Raw genomic sequence first — 26297 nt, 5'->3', positions numbered from 1 at the left:
GGGCTTTCTGGTAAGGTTTTCTACTGATACGGGAATGCTTACCAGAAATTAGCCAGGGTTGGAGCGCGATATGAGTCTCTCTTTCAGTGAAGCAAAATTAGAACAAGCGATCATTGAACTGTTACAGGATCAGGGATATCAACACCTGATCGGCGATAATGTCCCACGTTCGAGTCTCGATCAGGTCATTATCGAAGACGATGTCCGTCATTATTTAGCGGCACGCTACCAGCCTGATGGCATTACTGAAGAAGAGATTCAGCGACTGATCAAACAGTTCACCACACTTCCGGCCTCCGATCTTTATGAAAGCAACAAAACTTTTTGTCGCTGGCTGGCAAATGGTTTTCTGTTCAAACGCGACGATCGGCAACAAAAAGATCTCTATATTGAATTGCTCGACACCCGGCATCTACCTGTCGCACTGCGCCAGATATTTGACGCCGAAAATGTCCCGTTGCAACAGGCGGCGGAACTTCCGCCCTCCTATATTAACCCGCCACTTAACCGGATTAAGATTGTTAACCAGCTTAAAATCTCCGGCAAAGATAATCAGACTCGTATTCCTGACGGCATTCTCTATATCAATGGTCTGCCATTGGTCGTCTTTGAATTTAAAAGTGCGGTGCGCGAGCAGGAAGCCAGTATTGGCGATGCCTGGAAGCAGCTCTGTAAACGCTACCGCCGCGATATTCCGCAACTGTTTATCTACAACGCGCTCTGCATTATTAGCGATGGCGTAAATAATCGAATGGGCAACCTGTTTGCGCCCTATGAATACTTTTACTCATGGCGCAAAGTCACCGGTAATGAAAACCGTGAACAGGACGGAATTCCATCATTGCACTCAATGATTCAGGGGCTGTTTCATCCGGTACGTCTGCTGGATGTGATTAAAAACTTTATCTGCTTCCCGGATAAAGCCAAGCATGAAGTAAAAATTTGCTGCCGATATCCGCAGTACTATGCCGCCCGCAAACTCTATTACAGCATCAAGCAGGCGCGTAAACCTTTCGGTAGCGGTAAAGGCGGTACCTACTTTGGCGCAACGGGCTGTGGCAAAAGTTACACCATGCAATTTTTAACGCGTCTTTTGATGAAGAGCGTGGAGTTTGCCAGCCCGACCATTGTTTTGATCACCGACCGCACCGATCTGGACGATCAGCTTTCTGCGCAAATGTGCAACGCCAAAAATTACATTGGCGACGATACCATCGTTCCCGTTACCAGCCGTGAAGATCTGCGTAATCAACTGGCGGGACGCAATAGTGGCGGTGTATTCCTGACGACGATCCATAAATTCACCGAAGACACCGAACTCCTTTCTGAACGCAGCAATATCATTTGCATCTCGGACGAAGCACATCGCAGCCAGGTTAACCTCGACCAGAAAGTCATCGTCGATAAAGAAAGCGGAAAAGTGCGCAAAACTTATGGCTTTGCAAAATACCTGCACGATTCACTGCCAAACGCCACCTATGTTGGCTTTACCGGCACACCGATTGACGCGACGCTCGATGTCTTCGGTGAGGTGATCGACAGTTACACCATGACCGAATCCGTTCAGGATGAAATCACTGTACGCATCGTGTACGAAGGCCGTGCGGCGAAAGTGATCCTGGACTCCAGCAAACTGGAAGAAGTCGAAAAGTATTACGAAGAGTGCGCAAACGCAGGCACCAATGAGTGGCAAATCGACGAAAGCAAAAAAGCCACCGCAACCATGAATGCGGTTCTGGGTGATGAAGATCGGTTAAAAGCCCTCGCGGAAGATTTTGCCAAACATTATGAAAAACGCGTAGCCGAAGGTTCCACCGTAAAAGGCAAAGCCATGTTTGTTTGTGCCAGCCGTGAAATTGCCTGGGATTTCTACCGCCAGCTTAAAGCTATTCGCCCCGCCTGGTTTGAGGTGAAGCAAGCACCCGATGGCGTCGTCCTGACGGAACAGGAGCAGAAAGAGTTACCGCCTTCTGAAATGGTGAAAATGGTCATGACGCGCGGTAAAGATGACGACGAGGTGCTTTATGATTTACTGGGCACAAAAGAATATCGTAAAGAGCTGGATAAGCAGTTCAAAAACGCTAAATCGAATTTCAAAATTGCTATTGTCGTTGATATGTGGCTGACCGGTTTTGACGTCCCTGAACTGGACACCATCTATATTGATAAGCCCTTACAAAAACATAACCTTATCCAGACTATTTCTCGCGTTAACCGTAAACTGGAAGGCAAAAGTAAAGGGTTAGTGGTGGACTATATCGGCATTAAGAGTCAGATGAACCAGGCACTGGCAATGTATTCCCGCATTGATGCCACCAACTTTGAAGATATTCAGCAATCGGTAATAGAAGTTAAAAACCATCTCGATTTGTTGGGGCAAGTCTTTTACGAATTTGACAGTCGGGATTATTTTAGTGGTGAGCCACAAGCGCAATTATCCTGCCTCAACCGCGCGGCGGAATTTGTTCTGCGTACCCAGAAAGTTGAACGTCGTTTTATGGGACTGGTTAAACGCATGAAAGCCGCCTACGACGTCTGCTGCGGCAGCGAAGCATTATCACAGACAGAACGTGACTATATTCACTATTATCTTGCTGTTCGTTCAATTGTTTTCAAACTGACGAAAGGTGACGCACCGGATGTTACCCAGATGAATGCACGCGTTCGTGAAATGATTGCAGAAGCGTTAAAAGCTGATGGCGTAGAAGAAATTTATTTTCTTGGCGATAAAAAAGCGGAATCCATCGATATTTTTGACGAAGATTATCTGGCGCGAATTAACAAGATCAAACTTCCGGCAACAAAGATCCAGTTATTACAAAAATTACTGGAAAAAGCGATCAGCGACTTCAAGAAAGTGAACCAGTTGCAAGGGATTAACTTCACCCGCCGCTTCCAGGCGATTATAGATCGTTATAATGAGCGGCGAGAAGATGATGTACTCAACGGTGAAGAATTCGATACATTCAGTCAGGAAATGACCGATATTATCTATGATATTAAAACCGAAATGGGCACCTGGGCCGATTTAGGTATTGATATTGAAGAAAAAGCGTTTTACGACATTCTTGCTCATATGCGTGATAAATATCAGTTCACCTATGACGATGAAAAAATGCTGTCGCTGGCAAAAGAGATGAAAAGCGTGGTTGACAACACATCGAAATATCCTGACTGGAGTAAACGCGATGATATTAAAGCGAAACTGAAAGTTGAACTTATTTTGCTTCTACACAAGCATAAGTTCCCGCCAGTAGCGAATGATGATGTTTATATGGGTGTGCTGGCACAGGCAGAGAATTTTAAAGAACATCATATGAGTGCTTTAAATTAATTATGAAGGCCGGATACACTTTGTTATCCGGCCATTGTGAATTAACGTTCATTTCTCTTCCAGATCTTTCCAGTAACGCTTTTATTATTTTTCTATTTTTAGCTGGACTTTCCCCATATTTACTGATGATATATACAGGTATTTAGCGCGGTGCGGATGTGCGCCAACACACCCGCACCGCTCATCACAATCACTATTTATAGAGAATAGCAGTTATGACTGACACGCATTCTATTGCACAACCGTTCGAAGCAGAAGTCTCCCCGGCAAATAACCGTCAATTAACCGTGAGTTATGCGAGCCGCTACCCGGATTACAGTCGTATTCCCGCCATCACCCTGAAAGGTCAGTGGCTGGAGGCCGCCAGTTTTGCCACTGGCACAGCGGTAGATGTCAAAGTGATGGACGGCTGTATTGTCCTCACCGCCCAACCACCCGCCGCCGAAGAGAGCGAACTGATGCAGTCGCTACGCCAGGTGAGCAAGCTATCGGCACGTAAACAAAAGCAGGTGCAGGAGTTTATTGGGGTGATTAGTAGCAAAACGCCACGCTAAGTTTCTCTCCCCTTCCCCACACGGGAAGGGGAATTTCCCCCCTCACTCCACATCCTCCCTGCGTAACCCAATATCCTTCAACCGCTCATCACTCATCTGCTGTAACACACGCCGGGTCTGCTTTTTCAGCCACCAGCTTCGCACCGCCTGCCAGAGTTGCACGAAGCCGATAAACGGCGCTTTGGCTTTGTTTTCGTGAAATTCCATCTGCTGCCTCCTCATCTTTCAGAGGCTTCATCATCCGCCTTCTGGCAGTTCACAATACAGATGCAAATATTACTTTTATTTAACATACAGACAGGTTAAAACAGCATCTGCATCCGGTTTTTAGCCTCATCTGTACCGGTTTTTCTCTCTGTATGGTCCATATAAGGAATACAGCATGACGCGTTATCAACATCTGGCGACTCTACTTGCCGAGCGGATTGAGCAAGGGCTGTATCGTCACGGGGAGAAATTGCCGTCGGTGCGCAGCTTAAGTCAGGAGCACGGCGTCAGTATTAGCACCGTGCAGCAGGCGTATCAGACTCTGGAAACGATGAAGCTCATCACTCCGCAGCCGCGTTCGGGTTATTTTGTCGCGCAACATAAAGCCCAGCCGCCAGTGCCGCCGATGACGCGTCCGGTGCAACGTCCGGTGGAAATTACCCAGTGGGATCAGGTGCTGGATATGCTGAAAGCGCATAGCGATAGTTCTGTTATTCCGTTCAGTAAAAGCACGCCGGATGTCGAGGCGCCCAGCCTGAAACCGCTCTGGCGGGAGCTTAGCCGGGTGGTGCAGCATAATCTGCAAACCGTTCTCAGCTATGATTCGTTAACCGGTCAGCGGGTATTGCGCGAGCAGATTGCCCGCCTGATGCTCGACAGCGGCTCGGTGGTCACCGCCGATGACATTATTATCACCAGCGGCTGCCATAACTCGATGTCGCTGGCGTTAATGGCGGTGTGTAAACCGGGCGATATTGTCGCGGTTGAATCGCCCTGTTATTACGGTTCGATGCAGATGCTGCGTGGCATAGGCGTGAACGTGATTGAAATCCCAACCGATCCAGAAACAGGCATCAGCGTTGAAGCACTGGAACTGGCGCTGGAACAGTGGCCGATTAAAGGCATCATTCTGGTGCCAAACTGTAATAATCCGCTGGGATTTATTATGCCGGACGCGCGCAAACGAGCCGTTCTCTCTCTCGCTCAGCGTCATGATATTGTGATTTTTGAAGATGATGTCTACGGCGAACTGGCAACGGAATATCCGCGCCCGCGTACCATTCATTCATGGGATAGCGATGGTCGGGTGCTGCTGTGCAGTTCGTTCAGTAAAAGCATTGCCCCTGGCCTGCGTGTGGGCTGGGTCGCGCCGGGGCGTTATCACGATAAACTGCTGCATATGAAATATGCCACCAGCAGCTTTAATGTACCGTCCACGCAAATGGCGGCAGCAACGTTTGTGCTGGAAGGTCACTATCATCGCCATATCCGGCGGATGCGGCAGAACTATCAGCGCAATATGGCGCTTTATACCTGCTGGATACGGGAATATTTTCCCTGCGAAATCTGTATTACGCGCCCGAAAGGCGGATTTTTACTGTGGATAGAATTGCCTGAACAGGTCGATATGGTCTGCGTCGCGCGGCAATTGTGCCGCATGAAAATCCAGGTGGCGGCAGGTTCGATTTTCTCAGCTTCCGGTAAATACCGAAACTGTCTGCGCATCAACTGCGCTTTGCCGCTCAGCGAAACCTACCGCGAAGCACTGAAGCAAATTGGCGAGGCAGTGTATCGGGCAATGGAATAATTTCGAATTAGTGGCGAGGCCCCTGATTTACTCTCACGAATAGCGTGTGACTCGTTTTATCTTTGCAGGGTCATCGCCACGTTCCAGCATGACTTAGGCAAAGTGCGCTTTGTTCATGCCGGATGCCATGTGAACGCCTTACCAGGTCTACAAAATCTTTAAAGTTCAATATATTGAATGGGTTATGTAGACCTGATAAGCGTAGCGCATCAGGCTGCTTTGCGTTTGTCATCAGTCTCTGATTAGTACTCGATCCATGGATCGCGCTTGCTTTCAGGCAAGGGCTGATCTAATGCCTGCATTTGCTCTGCCGAAAGTCCGGTAATCTTTTGTATCCATTCAGGATCCGCCCCATTCTGCAAAAACAACCGGAGAAGACGCTGTTCCCCTTCTTCTTTACCTTCTTCTTTGCCTTCGATCCTCCCTTCTTCCCTTCCCAACAGCCATCCCGCATTATGTATTCGCTCTGCAATCGTCATGATTCGCTCCCTGTGTTGTGGCATTCGCCTGGCAAGCTCATTGACAAATTCTTCAAAACTCGCTTCATCACCAGCCAGTAAAATGTAATTTAACAGCGCGGTTATCTGGCTGTCATTAGCGCACTCTGTAACCAGTAATGCTACCAGTTGATCAATCAGCCCCATCATATTGCGCTGGCGAATATGCTTTTGGATCAACTCCAGCAGGGCGACTCTGCGATGCAGCACAATCTCGTCGTCCGGCACCACAGTGATATCCACCAGCGGGAACGCGGCGGTATAAAGCTTCCGTGCGGTAGTCGGGTCGGCAAATTCGTCCAGCCAGCACAAAGACCAGGGGTAAGGACTACGACTACCGTGATAAAACAGCATCGGAATAACCAGCGGTAGCGGCTGGCGTTTATCATGCTCTATATGACGCTGCATCACCGCCATGGAATATCGCATCAGCCGAAAGGCCATATGAATATCCTCGCGGCTCTGATGTTCAATCACCACGTAGATATAACCATCGCCTTCGCGGGTCTTTACCGACCATAAAATATCGGAGTGCAGCGCCCGCAGTTTTTCATCGACAAAGCTGGCTGATTCCAGTTTTAAGGTATCGAGATCGCACAGTTCACGTAAACCTTTTGGTAAATGGATCTCCATAAAGTCCCGCGCGGTGTCAGGGTGCGTGAGAAAAGATTTAAATAATGCGTCATGCGGCGTGCTGGTCGTGAAGTTTGTCATGGCGATCCATCACCTGTTGAAGAGATAGCCCGACTTTAGCGATTCCTAATTCCGCTCACATCCGGTAATTTCCCATTCCCCGAGGCGCTTTCCAGGTTATTTTTGTTCTCCTGCAAGCGATACATTTTTCTGGAAGGCGTCTCGATTTTTGCGTGAACCTGCCGTCAGGCTCTATTCTTACGATATGAATAAAATCATTGAACTCCGACGCGCCAAAATGCTGGCGCTCTCTTTACTGCTCGTTGCTGCCGCGACTTTTATCGTTACGCTTTTTTTGCCGCCCAATTTTTGGGTGAGCGGCGTGAAGGCGATTGCGGAGGCGGCAATGGTCGGCGCTCTGGCTGACTGGTTTGCGGTAGTGGCGCTGTTTCGCCGCGTGCCGATTCCGATTATTTCTCGCCATACGGCGATTATCCCGCGTAATAAAGACCGGATTGGCGAAAATCTCGGTCAGTTCGTACAGGAAAAATTTCTCGATACCCAATCCCTGGTGGCGTTAATTCGTCGTCATGAACCGGCGTTGTTAATCGGTAACTGGTTTAGTCAGCCAGAAAACGCCCGCCGCGTTGGGCAGCATCTTTTGCAGATCATGAGTGGTTTTCTCGAACTTACCGATGATGCGCGTATTCAGCGTCTGCTTAAGCGCGCGGTGCATCGGGCGATTGATAAAGTGGATCTTTCCGGCACCAGTGCGTTAATGCTGGAGAGCATGACCAAAAACGATCGTCATCAGGTGCTGCTGGATACTCTGATCGCACAACTGATCGCCCTGCTCCAGCGCGATAAATCACGCAAATTTATCGCCCAACAGATCGTCCGCTGGCTGGAGAGCGAACATCCGCTGAAAGCGAAAATTTTGCCGACTGAATGGCTGGGTGAACATAGCGCAGAGCTGGTTTCTGACGCAGTTAATTCTTTGCTTGATGATATCAGCCGCGATCGCGCGCATCAGATCCGCCATGCGTTTGATCGCGCTACCTTTGCGCTGATCGATAAGCTGAAAAACGATCCGGAAATGGCGGCGCGCGCCGACAATATCAAAGCGTATCTGAAAGAAGATGAAGCGTTTAACCGCTATCTCGGTGAATTGTGGGGGGATTTGCGGGAATGGTTGAAGGCCGATATCAATAGCGAAGATTCTCGCGTGAAGGAACGTATCGCGCGGGCGGGTCAATGGCTTGGCGAGACGTTAATTGCCGATGATGCCTTGCGGGCGTCGTTAAATGGTCATCTCGAACAGGCTGCGCACCGCGTCGCACCAGAGTTTTCGGCATTCCTGACACGCCACATTACTGACACGGTGAAAAGCTGGGATGCGCGGGATATGTCGCGGCAAATCGAGTTAAATATCGGCAAAGATCTCCAGTTTATCCGCGTCAACGGTACGCTGGTTGGTGGTTGTATTGGATTGATACTGTATCTTTTATCGCAAATCCCGACTTTGTTACCCCTCGGCAATTTTTAACCGCGAGAGTGAACAAATAAAGCAAACTCAAATCATGGTAATAATGCGGCCTTTTTCATTGTCTCCCGTGTACGGGGAAGGAAAATCATGCCATTTGTCGCCATTTTCGAGCAGTTCTCCGAAATGCGGCATTCCGCTGGCCGGCACTTACTGCACGTTTATGCCGCAGAAGATGCAAACGGCCTGCGGTGCGCTTGCTCCACCTCAGCTGAAACTCTCGGAGAAGCAGAGAAAGAACCTGCGCAATCTTTGTCATTGCACAACGAGCTGAATGTGATGACTGCCCGCATTCGTCAGTAATGGGAAGAAAGACAGCGACTGGAAATGCATTGCACATTACGATCTGACTCCGCGTTAAGGATTCATTAAGATCACTACGTATACTTATCGATATCTTATTGATTTTGTTGGATGGATATGCCATGACAAAAAGGTTTTCGTTAAGTAAACGTATCAGCATTATTATTCTTTTTGCCATTGTCGCAGTGTGTGTTTTCTTCGTGCAATCTTGCGCGCGCAAAAGCAGTTATCCCGCAGGGTTTCAAAATTACCACGTTAATATTGATGGTAAAGAGATTGCAGGTGTAACGAATAATATCTCCTCACTGACCTGGTCTGCGCAGAGTAATACCCTGTTTAGCACTATCAATAAACCTGCGGCGATTGTTGAAATGACCACGAATGGGGATTTGCTCCGCACCATTCCTCTGGATTTTGTGAAAGATCTCGAGACTATCGAATATATTGGTGATAATAAGTTCGTCATCAGTGATGAACGCGATTATGCCATTTATGTGATTTCACTTAATGAAAATTCAGAAGTGAAAATCCTCAAAAAAATAAAAATTCCGTTGCAGAAAACGCCAACCAATAGTGGTTTTGAAGGGCTGGCCTATTCTCGCCAGGATCACACTTTCTGGTTTTTTAAAGAGAAAAATCCGATTGAGGTCTACAAAGTTAACGGGCTACTAAGTAGCAATGAATTGCACATCAGCAAAGACCAGGAACTACAACGTCAATTTACTTTAGATGATGTGTCCGGCGCAGAAATTAACCAACAAAAAAATACGCTGCTGGTACTGTCTCATGAGTCACGCGCACTGCAGGAAGTGACGCTGGCTGGTGAGGTTATCGGTGAAATGTCACTAACCAAAGGCAGCCGGGGTTTGTCACATAACATCAAACAGGCTGAAGGGATTGCGATGGATGCCTCTGGCAATATTTATATCGTTGGCGAACCGAATCGTTTTTATCGCTTTACCCCTACATCATCACATTAACAGACTGGCATGTTTCACCTTTTTGTTATTAACTTGTTAACAACAAAAAGACAAGCAAGGTAAAACATGTCCCCGTCATCGCATCCCGTAGAACGCTTTTCCTTCAGCACCGCGCTTTTCGGGATGCTGGTTCTGACCTTAGGTATGGGGTTAGGTCGCTTTCTTTATACGCCGATGCTGCCAGTTATGCTGGCGGAGGGGCAGTTTTCATTTAGCGAACTGTCGTGGATTGCCAGCGGCAACTACGCTGGGTATCTGGCTGGAAGCCTGTTGTTTTCATTCGGCGCATTTCATTTACCCTCACGTCTGCGCCCGTTTTTATTGGCTTGCGCCCTGGCAACCGGATTGTTGATCCTTGCGATGGCGTGGTTGCCGTCGTTTATTCTGGTGTTGTTGATTCGCTTTCTGGCAGGCATCGCCAGCGCCGGGATGTTGATTTTCGGCTCGACGCTCATCATGCAACATACCCGCCATCCTTTTGTACTTGCGGCACTGTTTTCTGGCGTTGGTGTTGGTATCGCGCTAGGCAATGAATATGTGCTGGCTGGGCTGCATTTTTCCCTCTCCTCGCAAACGCTATGGCAAGGTGCCGGGGCGCTTTCTGGCATGATATTGATTGTACTGGCGCTTTTGCTTCCTTCGAAAAAACACACCATCGCGCCAACGCCGTTAGCAAAAACCACTCAACAACCCATGAGCTGGTGGTTGCTGGCTATTCTGTACGGTCTGGCGGGTTTTGGTTATATCATCGTTGCCACTTATCTGCCGCTCATGGCGAAAGATGCTGGCCTGCCATTACTGACCGCCCATCTCTGGACGCTGGTCGGCTTGTCGATTGTGCCAGGCTGCTTTGGTTGGTTGTGGGTAGCAAAACGTTGGGGGGCGTTACCCTGCCTGACGGCGAATTTGTTGGTACAGGCTATCTGCGTGCTGTTAACCCTCGCCAGCAGCTCTCCTTTATTACTCATCATCAGCAGTATTGGCTTTGGCGGCACCTTTATGGGCACGACCTCGCTGGTGATGACCATCGCCCGCCAGCTTAGTGTGCCGGGAAATCTCAACCTGTTAGGCTTTGTGACGCTTATTTATGGCATCGGGCAAATTCTCGGCCCGGCGCTGACCAGTATGCTCGGCAACGGAACGTCGGCACTCGCCAACTCCACGCTTTGTGGCGCAGCGGCGCTGTTTGTTGCCGCGCTCATCAGCACAGTGCAATTATTTAAGCTGCAAACGGCGACTTCATAAGGGGGGATTTTTCTCCCCACCATACCAGAGAAGAGCGCCTCAGTATTTCCCTTGCCAGTCAAGAAACTCAACCGCAACAGTTGCTGTCAGCCAGACCCCGTTTTCCGCTTGCCAGAAAGGTATTCCTCGTTTCGTCATTTCTTCGGCTTTGACGGTTAAGATAACCGGCGATCCATGTCTGGCTCCTACTTTGCGAGCTGTCGCTTCATCAGCAGAGAGATGCACGTAATGACGCTCCCCTGCAATCAATCCCTGACTTTTTATCGCCTCAAGGAAGCGACTTGCCGTACCGTGGTAGAGAAATTGTGGCGGTGTTTTTTCGGTGAAGGCAATGGCGACCTGCGAGGTCGAATGCCCTTGAACAGCGCGAATGCACTTACCATCATTCGAATAACTAAAACGCTTTTTATCGCTAGTGGCGACAACGACATCCAGTAAGGCACGGGTTAACCGCTTGCCCACTTTTTGTGCACAGAGTATGAGTTTATCGACATCCGCCCATCCTTCACGATCCAGCGCGATGCCAATCGCCTCTGGTTTATGTCGGAGGACAAAACTTAAAAACTTACTCGTATCTGCCAACTCTTTTTCGCCATACTTTGCCATTTTGTCTTCTTCCCTGTATTTCCTGTTTTTATTCAGCTACGTCATTGTCACTGGGTTTATGAATTTTTTGCAACTCAATCCTGTTTTTCCACTCTGCAAAAAACACGTAGCAACACGCAGATACAAAAACGTTGTGGGGATTACCGCTGTCCCTTTAGCCACGGGCAGCGCAGTCGGCGTTGCTGTCAGCCATGCGACCGCAGGCGAACCGGCCATGATGTCACCGTTTTACTGCCCGCAATGTATTTAATGGCCAGCACGGTGCAAAATGTCGGTCGCAGCCTGGAGACAGCCGAAGTGAATGCTAAATGCTATCTGCATATCATTACGGTCTGCGCGATTAACGCATTGCTGTCGATCTGGGTTATGCAGATTATTGTTTAACAAGGAGTTTACATGATTGATTATTCCGCAGCCGGTTTCATCCTGCTGCAGGGAGCGCATTTGTATGCGCCGGAAGATCGGGGAGTTTGCGATGTCCTCGTCGCTAACGGCAAGATTATCGCCGTTGCCAGCAATATCCCTTCTGACATCGTACCGAACTGCACGATTGTCGATCTCAGCGGGCAGATCCTCTGCCCTGGTTTTATTGATCAACACGTCCATTTGATTGGCGGCGGCGGCGAAGCTGGCCCCACTACACGCACGCCGGAAGTGGCGTTAAGCCGCCTGACGGAAGCGGGCGTCACGTCGGTGATTGGCCTGCTTGGCACCGACTCTATCTCTCGCCACCCGGAATCCCTGCTCGCCAAGACCCGTGCGCTCAATGAAGAAGGCATCAGCGCCTGGATGCTGACCGGTGCTTATCATGTGCCTTCCCGCACCATTACGGGTTCTGTGGAAAAAGACGTGGCGATCATCGATCGCGTGATTGGCGTGAAATGTGCCATTTCCGACCACCGGTCTGCCGCGCCGGATGTTTATCATCTGGCCAATATGGCGGCGGAATCCCGCGTTGGAGGCTTGCTCGGCGGTAAACCTGGCGTCACCGTGTTCCACATGGGCGACAGCAAAAAGGCGCTACAGCCTATCTACGATCTCCTGGAAAATTGCGATGTGCCAATCAGCAAGTTGCTGCCGACGCACGTTAACCGCAACGTTCCTTTGTTTGAACAGGCGCTGGAGTTCGCCCTTAAAGGCGGCACCATCGACATCACCAGCAGCATTGACGAACCGGTCGCCCCTGCCGAAGGGATTGCCCGCGCCGTTCAGGCGGGGATTCCGCTGGCTCGCATCACCCTCAGCTCCGACGGCAACGGTAGCCAGCCGTTCTTTGACGACGAGGGGAATTTAACGCATATCGGCGTTGCCGGTTTTGAGACGTTGCTGGAAACCGTGCAAGTGCTGGTCAAAGACTACGGTTTCAGTATCAGCGATGCCGTGCGTCCACTCACCAGCAGCGTCGCCGGTTTCCTCAACCTGACCGGGAAAGGCGAAATTCAGCCCGGCAATGACGCGGATTTGCTGGTTATGACACCGGAACTGCGCATTGCGCAGGTGTACGCTCACGGCAAACTGATGGTCAAAGACGGCAAGGCGTGCGTGAAAGGAACGTTTGAAACTGCATAAGCGGTTGTCAGCCGCACGAATGGACGTAGGATGCCCGTTCGGACGGCTGACAGAGTAAAACTCAGAAGATGGTATTTAGCTGACTTTCCCCACCGTCGCACTGTACCAACCACCATGCTGCCAGACCAGCTCAAACGTCAGCGGTTCATCGTCGTGGTACAGCATCATCTCCAGACTGATCGTCAGATCGTGGCAATATGCTTCTTTCAGACTCACCTGCAATGCAGCAATACGTGGTTCATGAAATAAAAGAGCGGAACGCAACTGGCGGCAATACCAGCTCTGGAGATGTTTGTCGCTCTGATTATCCCCTTGCCACTGTGGCATACCTGAAATAAGTAATGCGGGTAGCGGTGAGTGAGGAGAATTGAAAAGTTGAAAGAGATCCCGACATACGGAATCACGCAGCGATGATGTATTGCTGCCTGTGTTTTCAGGTAATACGGTCTGAAATAATTGGCGCATCATTTTGCGCACTCCTGACGTTTAGCGGCATCGATATCTTGCCCTGACGGCTTGACACCACTGGGTTGATGCTCATTTTCCATAGTCATTCCTTTTTGCTCATCGCATCCGTGCCTGATAACAGGCTTGATTCTTGCCCGCAAAGTATAAGACCCTGAACAGAAATGAAGATCCACTTACTTTTTATTTAAGAAGATATAATTTGATAAAAGTCACTAAACCAGACAGAAACAAACCAATATATTTTGATTATTCCGAATAATCACTCAGATTTAAATAGATATATAATGTTTATAAAAGACATGTAATAAGTAATTATTAAATTACTCATCGTTTATTATTAATAATATCGGTTATTACGTGGCTAAAAGGCCTGGTGCAAAGCTGCTCAACTTTGCACCAGAAATAAAGGGTCAGGCGTCAACTTTATCCAACGGCCAGGAGTCGAAGAGATAGCCGTCAAAATAGATATCGTCAACATTGGAAAACTCCAGCAGGCGCTGTTTCACATTTTCCAGATGCTGCCACATTGCCAGCTTCGCCGCACGGGCGTCTTTTTTGATTAACGCGGCGAGGATCTGTTTGTGATCGCCCAGCCACTCTTTGCGATACAAGCTGTCATCCAGATGGCTGTGCAACTGGATCCACATCGGATTGTTTTCCCGCCACTGCCAGGACTGCCGGAACAGCTCCACCAGCATACTGTTATGGGTCGCTTCGGCAATGGCGAGGTGAAACTGCATATCGCCGCTTTCACTGCTGCCCGGCGCGCTGGAAGCCAGCTCACGCTCTTCCAGTTGCAATGCCTGGCGCATTTTGACGATATCTTCGCGGGTGGCCTGCAAAGCGGCAAATTCCGCGATGTTACTTTCCAGTAACTGACGCGCCTGTAGCAGCTCAAAAGGACCGGCGTCATTGCAGACGTTGGCATCCGGGTTATCTGTGTTCTGGCTGCCTGAACTATCAAGAACATAAATACCGGCGCCGCGCCGCACTTCAACCAGCCCTTTGATCTCCAGCATGATCAACGCCTCACGCACCACAGTACGCGTGACCTCGAGCATTTCTGCGATTTCACGCTCCGGCGGCAGTCGTTCGCCAGGATTGTACGGTGTTTTGATGATCAGATCGCGGATCATCGCCCCGACTTCCTGGTAAGGTCTTTGCGCAGAGGTGGCAGATTTCATGGTGTTGTGTCCGTTAGGTGCGGTTAATCAAATTATTGCCGGATGCGACGTGAACGCCTTATCCGGCCGACAAAGAGTGCGTATTCAATAAGTTGTGATTGATACCCAGGCTCGATAAGCGTGCGCATCGGGCGATCTTACGTTGATCGTTAATGACAAACTATACCATTAGCACTGGAAGTTGGCACGTACAGGTGGGCAAAAAAACGAAAACTGGTCAACCAAATATGAGTTTGATTGACCAGTAAGTCTGTCGGGGAATCAGTCAGTTACAGTGCAGCCACGCATTCGCGCGCGCCGCGCTCGCACAGTTGCTGATATGCCGCCGTCACCGCACCAACAAAGTCGGCATTCTGCGGCAGATCATCGGCAAAAATACCGCTCAGGCTCAACAGGGCTTTTACGCGTTCTGCTCCCTGATATTGCGCGTTGATCTTCTGGAACTCAGCCAGCATCGGATCAACTACGTCGATGGCGTTACCTTGCTCATCCACGCCCTGGGTGTAACGCATCCAGCCAGCCACGCCCAGCGCCAGATGACGCCAGCTACCGCCGTTTTGCAGGTGCAGACGCACCGGATCCAGCAGACGCTGCGGTAACTTCTGGCTGCCGTCCATCGCAATCTGCCAGGTACGGTGACGCAGAGACGGGTTGCTGAAACGCTCGATCAGCAGTGTCGCATAGGCGTTCAGATCAGTCCCTTCCGGCATCGACAGCGTTGGCGCTTGTTCCTGCATCATCAGGGCAAAGGCTGCTTTGCGATAATCCGGGTTAGTCATGGTGTCGGCAATGGTTTCATAGCCGCCGAGGTAACCGAGGTACGCCAGGAAAGAGTGGCTGCCGTTAAGCATACGCAGCTTCATCATTTCGAACGGCACAACGTCTGCAACAAACTGTGCGCCCACTTTATCCCAGTCCGGGCGACCATTAACGAAGTTATCTTCAATCACCCACTGACGGAACGGTTCGCAGGCAATGGCGCACGGATCGTAAACGCCCAGCTGATCAGCAATTTCCTGTAAGGTTTCTGGCGTCGCCGCCGGTACGATGCGGTCAACCATGGTGCATGGGAAGGTGACGTTATCTTCAATCCATGCCGCCAGCTGCGGGTCACGCGCCTGAGCCAGCCCCAGAACGGCAACTTTCGCCACATGACCGTTTTCACGCACGTTGTCGCAGGACATCACGGTAAACGCTTTCAGCCCTTTTTCACGACGCAGACGCAGGGCTTCTACGATGTAACCAATCGCGGACTTCGGCGCGGTCGGGTTTTCCAGATCGTGCTTGATCAGCGGGTTATTAAGATCCAGCTGACCGCTCGCCGCATCGGCGCAGTAACCTTTTTCCGTGACCGTCAGGGAGACAATCGCTGTTTGCGGACGCGCCATTGCGTTGAGAATACCTTCGCAACCGTCGATTTCCGGATGCAGGGCTTCTTTCATCGAACCGATAATTTTCAGTTCAGTGCTTTCTGCACCTTTTTCCGCCACGGTGTACAGCAGTTGCTGTTTTTTCAGGTTTTCGATCAGCACGCGGTCGTTGCCTGGCATCAGGTTAACTTCGCAGATACCCCAGTCGCTGTCGGTGCTTTCCAGCAGGTGATGGGTATACAGCGCCTGGTGCGCGCGGTGAAACGCCCCGCAACCGAGATGCACAATGCGTGATTCCAGACGAGAATGATCCCATGACGGGCGGGCAACCGGCAGATTGCTGTCAACAATAGTAGTCATCGTAAACTCCAGAATCCGTCTTCAGAGAGTGACGGCAAGGAAGAAGGAACCGGCACGGCGCGCAGCCATGCCGGTGGATATTAACGGCTAAAGAAAGCGCGCTGGATCGCCAGTTCGACACCGCGAACTTCGGCCAGGCCTTTCAGACGACCAATCGCGGAATAACCTGGGTTGGTTTTCTTCTTCAGGTCGTCCAGCATCTGATGACCGTGATCCGGACGCATCGGGATCAGGTCTTCTTTGCCTTCCGCTTTACGACGGTGTTCTTCTTCAACGATCGCTTTCACCACTTCGTACATATCAACGTCGCCGTTCAGGTGCGCCGCTTCGTGGAAGGTTTTCGGGTTATCTTCACGCATGGTGGAACGCAGATGGGTGAAGTAAATGCGCGGACCAAACTGCTTGATCATATCAACCAGATCGTTGTCAGCGCGCACGCCGTAGGAACCGGTGCACATGGTGAAACCGTTCGCCATGCTGTTTACGGTATCAACCATCCACTGCATATCTTCAATGGTGGAAACGATACGCGGCAGACCGAGGATCGGGCGCGGCGGATCGTCCGGGTGAACCGCCATACGCACGCCGACTTCTTCGGCAACCGGAATAATGGCTTTCAGGAAGACGGCAAAGTTTTCGCGCAGTTTGGCTTTGTCGATATCTTTGTACAGCTCCAGGTGCTTACGGAACTGGTCGAGGGTGTAACCTTCTTCCGCACCCGGCAGACCAGCAATGATGTTACGGGTCAGACGCGCTTTGTCTTCATCGCTCATGGTGGCGAAACGTTCTGCTGCCTGAGCAATTTCTTCTTCGGTGTAATCCGCTTCCGCGCCTGGGCGCTTCAGGATGTGCATTTCAAACGCAGCAAATTCGATCTGGTCGAAACGCAGGGCTTTGGAGCCGTCCGGCAGTACGTATTCGAGGTCAGTACGGGTCCAGTCAAGCACCGGCATGAAGTTGTAGCACACGGTGCGGATGCCGCACTGCGCCAGGTTGCGCAGGGTCTGCTGATAGTTAGCGATCCACTGCTCATAGTTGCCAGTGTGGGTTTTGATATCTTCGTGAATTGGCACGCTTTCCACGACAGACCACACCAGACCTGCGTCTTCAACGATAGCCTTGCGTTTGAGGATCTCTTCTACGGACCATACTTCGCCGTTCGGGATATGGTGCAGCGCGGTAACCACGCCAGTTGCGCCCGCCTGACGGACATCAGCTAAAGAAACCGGATCGTTTGGGCCGTACCAGCGCCAGGTCTGTTCCATGATTTTTCCTCTTTCACATAGTGGGTTCCACAGCGAAGAGACGCGGAACCCCGGAGTTGTTTAGGTATCCGGATGAACAACCAGACCACAGCCGTGGCGTCGCACCGGATGAGATGGCGTATAAGTTCTACCTTTTGGTAAGACATGTCAACCCGGATTCTAAAATTGGTTAACCACATCACAAGAAATCCACTCTCCCGCCGATTGTTGCAAATTACAGCAAAGGGTAAACAACGGTTATTGATCAGGGTATGTGATATTCATCGCAACAATGGTTGACCAATTTACATAACATGTCGCCCAAAATAACAATGGCTCAACCAGGTAAGGTAAAACTTTATGCATGTGCTTAACATTCTTTGGGTCGTCTTCGGTATCGGCCTGATGCTGGTACTGAATTTGAGGTTCAAGATCAACTCGATGGTAGCTTTGTTGGTGGCTGCTCTGTCCGTCGGGATGCTGGCGGGTATGGACTTAATGTCGCTGCTGCACACCATGAAAGCAGGCTTCGGCAACACGCTGGGGGAACTGGCGATCATCGTGGTATTCGGTGCGGTCATCGGTAAATTGATGGTCGACTCTGGCGCGGCTCACCAGATAGCGCACACGCTGCTGGCGCGTCTCGGTCTGCGCTATGTTCAGATATCGGTGATTATCATCGGCCTGATTTTCGGTCTGGCGATGTTCTATGAAGTGGCCTTTATCATGTTGGCACCGCTGGTGATCGTGATTGCAGCCGAAGCTAAAATCCCGTTCCTGAAACTGGCTATTCCGGCAGTAGCGGCTGCCACCACCGCACATTCACTGTTCCCGCCGCAGCCGGGTCCGGTGGCGCTGGTAAATGCTTATGGCGCGGATATGGGGATGGTTTATATCTATGGCGTGCTGGTGACGATCCCAAGCGTAATTTGCGCTGGCCTGATCCTGCCAAAGTTCCTCGGTAATCTTGAGCGACCGACACCGTCATTTCTGAAAGCAGATCAACCAGTAGATATGAACAATCTGCCTTCTTTCGGCATCTCGATTCTGGTGCCGCTGATCCCGGCGATCATTATGATCTCCACCACCATCGCCAATATCTGGCTGGTAAAAGACACGCCTGCGTGGGAAGTGGTTAACTTTATTGGTTCCTCGCCGATTGCGATGTTTATTGCGATGGTAGTTGCGTTCGTACTCTTTGGCACCGCGCGCGGGCACGATATGCAGTGGGTAATGAACGCCTTTGAAAGCGCGGTAAAAAGCATTGCGATGGTGATTCTGATCATCGGTGCTGGCGGCGTACTGAAGCAGACCATCATCGACACCGGCATTGGTGACACCATCGGCATGTTGATGTCGCATGGTAATATTTCACCGTACATCATGGCGTGGCTGATCACCGTACTGATTCGTCTGGCGACCGGTCAGGGTGTGGTTTCGGCGATGACTGCCGCCGGGATTATCAGTGCTGCAATCCTTGATCCAGCAACCGGTCAGCTGGTTGGCGTGAATCCGGCGCTACTGGTGCTGGCGACGGCTGCGGGGTCCAACACCCTCACCCACATTAACGATGCATCTTTCTGGTTGTTTAAAGGTTATTTTGACCTGTCGGTAAAAGACACGCTGAAAACCTGGGGTCTGCTGGAGCTGGTCAACTCCGTAGTTGGGCTGATTATTGTGTTGATTATCAGCATGGTAGCGTAAAAGCACACCAGAGCCTGCCATTGGCAGGCTCTGTTCGGAGTGTCGACAAAGTGTGCCTTGTTTATGCCAGATGCGACGCTGACGCGTCTCATCTGGCCTACAAAGGGCTAACGTGCAGGTTTTGTAGGTAGCGTAGCGCATCACGTAATATTGCGTACCAGCATTAGCAAGCCCTGTGGTTTTTTTATTGATAAACAAAAGTCACACCAATAATCGACTGCACATTACCTGCTGTCACCTGCCCTCCAGTACGTGCGTAATTTGCCGTTAATCCCAGACTTACCGCCGAAGTCCCTACTGCCCCTAATGACACAGTGCTATTCGCTGGAATAATCGTACCGTTGCGCGTCAGCTGTACGCCGACTCCCTGTGCTGGCGAAAACGACGCGGTATTGGTGAAAATCGAGTTGCCCGCATCTGCGGTTGTGCCTGAAAGGTAATACCCCAGGTTTTGGCTTTTCGCACAATAAACGGTAAGAGGAATCGGCACCGAACCAGGATAATCCGGCAGAGTAACGGTGACATCACGAGCGGAAACATCACAGCCGCCGGTGGGCACCACCACATCATTATTGGCGTAAATATTCCACACAAACTGGAAATCATCGCTGTTATAGTTGTTGGTCTGGCGCAAAATGAGCACGGCAATTAATGAGCCAGCCTTAATCGCCACCCCGCCCGCACTGCTCACAGGCGTCAAATAAAGCGCCACCGGCCAGGGCTTATCCGTTCTCGAATTATAAACAACGCGCGGCGTTTCGCTGGTGGTCGGGAAAGGATAGCTACTGCCATTATATTTTACGGTTCCGGAAAAATTAGATAACACGCCGCCATAAGCCGAGCCTCGTTGCAGTGTGACATAGTCTGTAATCGTTTCCGGGTAATCGTTATGGCAAAAGATCTGCGTCGAAAGATCCACGACCAGGTTTTGCCCCACATTCACGGCGGGCGCAAGGTTAACATAGACATTGGCGCTGCCACCGCCAATAGGGATAGCGGTGCCATTGGCGGTTTTACAGGCGAATGACCAGGCATTTACCGACCAGCCCATCAGCAGTACAGCAAACAAGGTAATAACTCGTTTCATTACAATCATCTCTTCGGGTTCAGCTGTAGGTATAGGTGATGCTAATCACTGCCTGAATGGTTCCCTGAGTGGTTCCGCCATTTACCGTCAATGCTCTGACCTGTAACGGGAAGTGCGCTGATTGTGAGGAATCATCCACCTGAACTGTTTTGGTTGCGCCGGTATTCAATGTATTACCGCTGTCATCCTGTAGCTCTAACTGGATGTTTTGCGCGGTTCCCTGGTTTTTATAATATCCGGTGCTGTCAGCTGCCCCGCTGAAGCTGGCGGTGACCCTGGACGTTCCCACCGGACAATTAGTCAACTCAAGCGCAACATCATGCCAGGCCGATGCCGCTCCGGCAGACATCAGGCTGAAAGAATAAAGATCGCCGAGATCAACCGTGGCATTGGTGGTGGAAACCGTGCACGGTTTGGCGACGACCTTACCGTTCACCGTGATGGTGACATCGGCTGCCCATACCGTCGCGCTTGCGAGCGCCAACATTGCCGCCAATAAATACCCACGTTTGCGCCATTTCATGAGCATCTCCAGTTACTGATATTCAAGAGTAAAGGTTGCCGTAGCGTTGATACGCCCCGCAGTGACAGGCACCTGTGTCGCCATTAGCCTGGCGTAAAAATTCAGCGTGTTTGGTTTACCCGGCGTCAGGGTCGTCCACGCAATCGCGGACGATGGGGCATTAAGTGGGATCTGATTTTGTTGCTCATTCAGAAGCTGTATTCCCAGCCCTGCGGCCGCTGACACCGTATTATCAAGTGCAAGCAGGTTGGCATTGTGGCTATCCGCAACACCAGTAAACCCAACCTTTACAGCAGAAACCGCATTACCACAGGGTGACAGCAAAATACGAAATGGAACGACCGGGGTCGTCGCCCCAATGTTGCTAAATTGCTTCGCCGCGTTTTCCATCAGATCAACGGTAAAATTGGTTGATTCAGCCGCCACACTACAGCCGTTATCCCTGACATAGCCGCGAATAGTAATCGTGCTATCTGCGGCCCTGGCGTGACTGGCAACCAGCCACAAAAAAGCGCACACAAGATAAAAAGGTTTGCTTTTCATCACGTCCCCTTAACGACATTCGGCTGATAGCTGAGTTAATAACTGCTGCTGACTCTCTGGTGGCAGTTTGTAATCGGCGACACAGCGAGCATTCTCCCCTTCACCCCATTTCACCTGAACTTTTCCCACTAAAGGCATCCCGCTGAGGTAAACCTGGCCATTATCCGCAACAATGCCGCTACTCTGGCTACTCTCTGATGTGACCATCGCCCCAAACGGCAGCGGCTTATTATTGTGGGTTAGCGTCATGAGCAGTTTTATTCCTACGCGCGCTTTAAACTCTGCTCGCACAATTGCCCCACGGGTGGGAACAACGTTAGCGACCGCGTTATCTAAATCGACGTTATCAGCCAGGGTATTGGTATCCAGCGCCACTCTATTCTCCCGATATTCAGTGGCATAAGGCAGCACGGCATAACCGCGCCAGTCGGTACGAACACCCGTCTGGTTTTCGACTTTTGCATCTTTTGCTCCTGGCGCTTTAATAAGCACAACCGTATCGTTTAACGGCTGCCCCAGCGTTACGCCATTGGCATGAGCCAATACCCCACCGCTGACGCCATAATAGAGCTGCTTAATATCATCGCTATGGCTGTACCCTATGTTGGCATTGCCGTAGCCGCCGCGATAATTCAGCGCGGCATAGCCTGTACTTCCGCTATTACCATCGCCTCCCCCGGCATAACCGGTTTGCACGCTGTAGCTGAGGTTATTGTCTTCCAACAACGTACCGTATACACCGGCCAGATTGGTCATCCGACCGTTGAGATCGTGTGACATGCTGTAGCTGGCACTGGCATGTCGCCACTGAGATTTACTGTCAGAACGCAGCCAGTGGCTGAAAGGAATATTGACGTTAAGAGCTAACATCTGATCCCGTCCTTTTTGCCAGGCGTTTTTCGTCAGGCTATAGCTGAGCGTCCAGTTGATATCTTCGAATGCGGTATTTAATCCGGCCTGGAATTGTTCATCGACATTACTCGTTCCCCAATAAGTCTGATGGCTACCACTCAAATACAGTGTTGATGTGCGCCCAACTTGCTGAGTGACGGTGAGTTGTAATTTCCCGCGTTTGTTATAAGCGAGGTTGTAATAGTCGGTGAATTTCGGCTTAACCTGAATAACACCATCCTGCGTTTCAATGTTGTAGCCATTCATTCGGCTGTATGTTGTATCAGCGAAATTAAAATACCCACTGGTCGAATAGCGATAACCCACTAACTGAATATTCGTGCCTGATTCATTGAGCGATTTGTTATAGAGAAAACGCACCGATTGTCCGTCATGCTGACTTTCATCGGGAAGTGTGGCATTAGCCTGCGTCATATCCACAGACAGAGCGCCCAGTGCCCCCATATTTTTCCCGATACCGAAATTAAAAGCACGATAACGATCTGCCAGTTGCGTTCCACCATATATTGTCCAGCCAGCCGGAAGGCCGTGGAGTAATGTACTTTGGAAAAAGCGGGGTTTTTCCTGTTGCGCATTTCCACTACGGTATTCTCCTGCCGTAATGGAATAACGAGTATGCCCTTCACGTTGCAAAAGCGGGACTGACGAATAGGGTACGGTAAAAATCTGCGTGCTGCCGTCAGCCTCTTTAATCGTTACCTGCAAGTCACCACTATTACCTGCGGCATAGATATCGTTGATGGTAAAAGGCCCCGGCGGCACCGTACTATTATAAATGTCATACCCATTCTGTTTAATAGTTACCTGTGCAGTACCACGAGCAATACCGTGGATCACCGGGGCAAATCCTCTTTGGCTATCGGGTAACATATTGTCATCGGAGGCCAACTGTGCGCCGCGAAAGTTAATACCATCGAAAATATCGCCCTGGGTATAACCATCACCCAGCGTCAGTCGGGAACGTAACGGAATGATGTCGCGCTCAAGCCAGGTATTAATATGTTGCCATTTATTTTTGCTACCTGATGAATTTCCGCTACTGTTATAACTCCAGGTGGTATTGTCGCGTAAACGCCACGCACCAATATTTAATCCACTCTGTAGATTTAAATATGCATAATGGCTGTTACCCCCAACCCGATTCTGCACACTATTTCCGCTGAAGTTATAATTGAGCAATCCGGCATTAATACCTGAATCCCACAACTCTGGTGGAATATAACCACGCGCGCGCTGATTCATAAATGCTTGAGGGATCGTGATGTTGAGCCGCTGCTGGCCAACATCTAAATGCGTGGTGGCTTCATTGATCATTGAGGTTAATGGCACGCAGGCATCATCCGCCAGCAGATTCATACCGGAAACAGAAGCCTTATTCAGCCCCATACTGGCGAGTTGAGCGCGAGTCAGGCAAGGGACAATACCTTGCTCACTGTCACCCGTATTAAACGTGACATCACGCGTTGCCATATAACCATTATTCATATAGATATCGACACGATACGTCCCCGGCGGTAATTCTTGTCCATTTTCAAAGCTCGATAAATCGGCAACAGCCTGAGGATCATCCGCTAAAAAGCGCGGGTTAAAATAGAGTTCGGCAGATGAAAAAGGTGCCTGTGCGGCAAAAGCACAGGCAACAGAGAGCCGGATAAAAAAACCAGCCAGACAATGCTTACGATTATGCAAGCATTGCGTGTTTCGCTGGTAAAGTCTTAAATTCAGATATGACATTGTTCCTCCGGTTTAAAATCACCCGGCAGTCAATTCTTTTTATTCAGGCGAATAAATCCCCCTGCGTTATTCCATTACGCCCTTCATTTTGGGGGTAAGTGCGCCATAATCATTTATTGTTCGGTAAGTAATGTTGCTTCCGGCATCAGAAGGCAATTTAACCGTGCTTTCGCCCATTGGAGGCACCAATGCATTTTCAAGAATCCGTGTTCCGGCATTAAGCTCCGTTACCGTCAGGTAATAGGGTGTCGGGTTAATCAGCGTCAGAGAATTGGCGCCACGACGGAATCTTAATTTTTCTGCGGCCTGATCGGGGGGTAACGCTAATTTAGCCGGGCGGTAATACAGTTTTATGCGGCTGATAATCGCGAGCTGTAGCGTATTCTCGGTCAATTTTGATTTATCCATTGACGGAATCGCTTTTACATTCATCCAGAACAAACTTTCCCGATCCTGCGGCAATTGATTATTTGTGGCATCAAGAATACGTAAAGTATTCTCTTTTTTTCCCTTCATTGCAAACAGAGGTGGCGTCACGATAAAACGGCCATCCTTTACACCATCGGCATTTTCTACCCATGATTGAATTAAATAAGTGCTATTTTCATCATTATTTGTCACGGCAAGTTGAACTTGTTTTTGCCCTGCCGGATAAATTACGCGGGTCGCACCTAAGGCCACTCCCGCTTCAGCGCGTCCGGCAAGCATCATTGCTACGATCATCAGGATACCTGCCAGTAAGCAGAATGTTATTTCCTGCGATTTCCTTACATTGACGTTTTTATTACTCACTGTCCTGTTCCTGTTATCACAATATCTGCTTAACAATTACTGATAGGTTAAGGAGAACCAGGCCTGGGCATTAGCCATGCCGCCAGTCACCCGACGCCCGGTTGCGCGATATTTGGCAATGAAATGTAGCGAAGTAGAACCTGAGTAAAGCCGTTTCCAGTTAGCTGGAGGTCGGTTAATTGGTACGAGGTTTCCTTCGTCATCAAACAATGCAATACCAATATTGGTTGCAATTCCTGGCCCCTCACCCACGGAAAGCACATCCGGATTTTTACCATCCGCGACACCGTGAAACGCCACGCCCACACGTTCACTCACCACCGTGCTACATTCCCGTAAATGAATAACAAAAGGCACCGGTGCGCTATCTTCCCCTACCGCATGAAACCGGTTACTACTGATTTGCCCCATATTGACCGTCATTTGTTTATCACCGGCCTCAATCCGGCAAGTTTCCGCAATAATGACGCCCTGAAACTGCATATTTCCACCGGGCAATGTGGTGTTCCATTTATTTCCGGCCAGTGCAAACATCGGCAGTAACGACGCTACTAGAAATAATTTCGTCCTTTTCATCGTTATTCTTATCGCGCAGGGGCGGGCATCCTTGCCCATAATGACTTCCCTAAAACCTGAGTGGGTTATTGATACTGAACCTTGAAGGTCGCATCCGCATTAGCAGCGCCTGGGGTTGCAGTACCGGTTGCAAAATAACGCGCCTGGAACGGAATAATGTTGGTTCCGTTATTCAGTGTTGTTTGTGCGCTAAATGTCGCACCGTCCAGCGCCAGCGCAGTACCCGTTCTGTCCAGGATCTGCACACCAACATTTGTTGCGCTGCCCGCAGCTGAACTCTGCAAAGCCAGTACGTTGGTATGATTTCCATCAATTGCTGTGCCAAGGAAGGCAACAGCGGCTTTGTCTGCAACAGTGGTATCGCAGTCATTCAGCTGAATGTTAAAACCGACGGCAGAACTGGTTGCCCCCTCTTGTGCCAGCGATGCGGTACGAACCTGACCTAACTGAACGGTTTGATCAACAGAGCCCGCATCAACCGCACAAGCGGCGTTAACAACTTCCCCTTTAAAGTGAACTGTCCCACCATTTACCGTCGTGGTAGCGGCCAGAGCCGCAGTGGAACTGAGGGACAGAGCCGACAGAACAACGATTGCCAGAGTTTTAATTTTCATACTGCTTTCCTTTTTAAATCTACGTATAAATCGACATGGGCAGTCGTTCTGTACACTTTGTTTTGAAAACGAGTTTGACTGCCAACACTGCACAGTTTCCCCCCAAAAAATGAAACATTTGGGGCCA

The 26297-nt window shown here is 50.1% G+C and carries 22 protein-coding genes and 2 pseudogenes; 10 read left to right on the top strand and 14 right to left on the bottom strand.

What is annotated here, in order from left to right; genetic code table 11:
- The first annotated feature begins 70 nt into the window (after positions 1 to 70).
- Both HEN21_RS18285 and symE read left to right on the top strand, forming a co-directional pair.
- Positions 71 to 3334: a type I restriction endonuclease subunit R gene (locus HEN21_RS18285; RefSeq protein ID WP_176251765.1), complete on the top strand. Its 3264-nt coding sequence runs from the start codon at positions 71 to 73 to the stop codon at positions 3332 to 3334.
- A 215-nt stretch (positions 3335 to 3549) separates the two neighbouring features.
- Positions 3550 to 3888, top strand: a complete 339-nt coding sequence (symE, locus tag HEN21_RS18280) for an endoribonuclease SymE (RefSeq protein WP_176251766.1) — start codon at positions 3550 to 3552, stop codon at positions 3886 to 3888.
- A 42-nt stretch (positions 3889 to 3930) separates the two neighbouring features.
- Here the strand turns inward: symE and HEN21_RS18275 are convergent, their stop codons facing one another.
- On the bottom strand, positions 3931 to 4095 hold the full coding sequence (locus HEN21_RS18275) for a DUF1127 domain-containing protein (protein ID WP_000394260.1): 165 nt from the start codon (positions 4093 to 4095) through the stop codon (positions 3931 to 3933).
- Positions 4096 to 4270: 175 nt separating this feature from the next.
- Here HEN21_RS18275 and HEN21_RS18270 point away from each other — a divergent pair, with 175 nt between their 5' ends.
- Positions 4271 to 5683: an aminotransferase-like domain-containing protein gene (locus HEN21_RS18270; RefSeq protein WP_176251767.1), complete on the top strand. Its 1413-nt coding sequence runs from the start codon at positions 4271 to 4273 to the stop codon at positions 5681 to 5683.
- Positions 5684 to 5925: 242 nt separating this feature from the next.
- Here HEN21_RS18270 and HEN21_RS18265 read toward each other — a convergent pair whose 3' ends face one another.
- Positions 5926 to 6894, bottom strand: a complete 969-nt coding sequence (locus HEN21_RS18265; RefSeq protein ID WP_176251768.1) for an Rpn family recombination-promoting nuclease/putative transposase — start codon at positions 6892 to 6894, stop codon at positions 5926 to 5928.
- A 184-nt stretch (positions 6895 to 7078) separates the two neighbouring features.
- On the opposite strand from HEN21_RS18265, the gene HEN21_RS18260 reads away from it, so the two are divergent.
- The 4 genes and pseudogenes from HEN21_RS18260 to HEN21_RS18245 all read left to right on the top strand — a co-directional run bounded on the left by HEN21_RS18260 (position 7079) and on the right by HEN21_RS18245 (position 10884).
- Positions 7079 to 8359, top strand: coding sequence for a DUF445 domain-containing protein (locus HEN21_RS18260; protein WP_176251769.1), 1281 nt, complete (start codon positions 7079 to 7081; stop codon positions 8357 to 8359).
- Positions 8360 to 8486: 127 nt separating this feature from the next.
- Positions 8487 to 8611 (top strand): annotated as a pseudogene (locus HEN21_RS23470) (double-cubane-cluster-containing anaerobic reductase); the annotation flags it as partial.
- A 170-nt stretch (positions 8612 to 8781) separates the two neighbouring features.
- A complete protein-coding gene (locus HEN21_RS18250) occupies positions 8782 to 9639 on the top strand; it encodes an SdiA-regulated domain-containing protein (RefSeq protein WP_176251770.1) in 858 nt (285 codons plus the stop codon).
- A gap of 66 nt (positions 9640 to 9705) precedes the next feature.
- Positions 9706 to 10884 carry an MFS transporter gene (locus HEN21_RS18245; protein WP_176251771.1) on the top strand — a complete coding sequence of 393 codons (1179 nt, stop codon included), beginning with the start codon at positions 9706 to 9708 and terminating at the stop codon, positions 10882 to 10884.
- A gap of 39 nt (positions 10885 to 10923) precedes the next feature.
- On the opposite strand, the gene kptA is transcribed toward HEN21_RS18245, so the two are convergent.
- Positions 10924 to 11490 (bottom strand): RNA 2'-phosphotransferase, encoded by a 567-nt coding sequence (gene kptA / locus HEN21_RS18240; protein WP_176251772.1) that lies wholly within the window; start codon positions 11488 to 11490, stop codon positions 10924 to 10926.
- Positions 11491 to 11653: 163 nt separating this feature from the next.
- Between kptA and HEN21_RS18235 the strand changes: the two are divergent.
- A pseudogene (locus HEN21_RS18235) lies at positions 11654 to 11874 on the top strand (hypothetical protein); the annotation flags it as partial.
- Positions 11875 to 11886: 12 nt separating this feature from the next.
- Positions 11887 to 13059: a beta-aspartyl-peptidase gene (iadA, locus tag HEN21_RS18230; RefSeq protein ID WP_000568390.1), complete on the top strand. Its 1173-nt coding sequence runs from the start codon at positions 11887 to 11889 to the stop codon at positions 13057 to 13059.
- 75 nt (positions 13060 to 13134) lie between these two features.
- Here the strand turns inward: iadA and iraD are convergent, their stop codons facing one another.
- The 4 genes from iraD to uxuA form a co-directional block, all read right to left on the bottom strand.
- Complete coding sequence (iraD, locus tag HEN21_RS18225) at positions 13135 to 13527, bottom strand: anti-adapter protein IraD (RefSeq protein WP_176251773.1); 393 nt, start codon at positions 13525 to 13527, stop codon at positions 13135 to 13137.
- Between the two features lie 410 nt (positions 13528 to 13937).
- Entirely contained in the window at positions 13938 to 14711 is a 774-nt protein-coding gene (gene uxuR / locus HEN21_RS18220) for a Uxu operon transcriptional regulator (protein WP_176252145.1), read from the bottom strand.
- A 269-nt stretch (positions 14712 to 14980) separates the two neighbouring features.
- A complete protein-coding gene (locus HEN21_RS18215) occupies positions 14981 to 16441 on the bottom strand; it encodes a fructuronate reductase (RefSeq protein ID WP_016231564.1) in 1461 nt (486 codons plus the stop codon).
- An 80-nt stretch (positions 16442 to 16521) separates the two neighbouring features.
- Complete coding sequence (gene uxuA / locus HEN21_RS18210; RefSeq protein WP_000438582.1) at positions 16522 to 17706, bottom strand: mannonate dehydratase; 1185 nt, start codon at positions 17704 to 17706, stop codon at positions 16522 to 16524.
- A gap of 339 nt (positions 17707 to 18045) precedes the next feature.
- Here uxuA and gntP point away from each other — a divergent pair, with 339 nt between their 5' ends.
- Entirely contained in the window at positions 18046 to 19389 is a 1344-nt protein-coding gene (gntP, locus tag HEN21_RS18205; protein WP_016159466.1) for a gluconate permease GntP, read from the top strand.
- 184 nt (positions 19390 to 19573) lie between these two features.
- Here the strand turns inward: gntP and fimH are convergent, their stop codons facing one another.
- The 7 genes from fimH to fimA form a co-directional block, all read right to left on the bottom strand.
- Positions 19574 to 20476 (bottom strand): type 1 fimbria D-mannose specific adhesin FimH, encoded by a 903-nt coding sequence (gene fimH, locus HEN21_RS18200; protein WP_010352630.1) that lies wholly within the window; start codon positions 20474 to 20476, stop codon positions 19574 to 19576.
- Between the two features lie 19 nt (positions 20477 to 20495).
- Positions 20496 to 20999 (bottom strand): type 1 fimbria minor subunit FimG, encoded by a 504-nt coding sequence (gene fimG, locus HEN21_RS18195; RefSeq protein WP_016231563.1) that lies wholly within the window; start codon positions 20997 to 20999, stop codon positions 20496 to 20498.
- A 12-nt stretch (positions 21000 to 21011) separates the two neighbouring features.
- Positions 21012 to 21542, bottom strand: a complete 531-nt coding sequence (locus tag HEN21_RS18190) for a fimbrial protein (protein WP_010353036.1) — start codon at positions 21540 to 21542, stop codon at positions 21012 to 21014.
- Between the two features lie 9 nt (positions 21543 to 21551).
- Entirely contained in the window at positions 21552 to 24188 is a 2637-nt protein-coding gene (gene fimD, locus HEN21_RS18185) for a fimbrial usher FimD (RefSeq protein ID WP_176252144.1), read from the bottom strand.
- Positions 24189 to 24254: 66 nt separating this feature from the next.
- The gene (fimC, locus tag HEN21_RS18180; protein WP_000066582.1) at positions 24255 to 24980 is read right to left on the bottom strand and encodes a type 1 fimbria chaperone FimC; all 726 of its coding nucleotides are present in this window, start codon (positions 24978 to 24980) and stop codon (positions 24255 to 24257) included.
- A 36-nt stretch (positions 24981 to 25016) separates the two neighbouring features.
- The gene (locus HEN21_RS18175; RefSeq protein WP_176252143.1) at positions 25017 to 25556 is read right to left on the bottom strand and encodes a fimbrial protein; all 540 of its coding nucleotides are present in this window, start codon (positions 25554 to 25556) and stop codon (positions 25017 to 25019) included.
- A gap of 65 nt (positions 25557 to 25621) precedes the next feature.
- Positions 25622 to 26170: a type 1 fimbrial major subunit FimA gene (gene fimA, locus HEN21_RS18170; protein ID WP_000695573.1), complete on the bottom strand. Its 549-nt coding sequence runs from the start codon at positions 26168 to 26170 to the stop codon at positions 25622 to 25624.
- Positions 26171 to 26297 lie beyond the last annotated feature (127 nt).

This window comes from Escherichia sp. 93.1518 (assembly GCF_013368915.2).
Classification (GTDB): domain Bacteria; phylum Pseudomonadota; class Gammaproteobacteria; order Enterobacterales; family Enterobacteriaceae; genus Escherichia; species Escherichia ruysiae.
The sequence above is the reverse complement of the archived record's forward strand: the minus strand, read 5'-3'. Positions and strand labels throughout refer to the sequence as shown.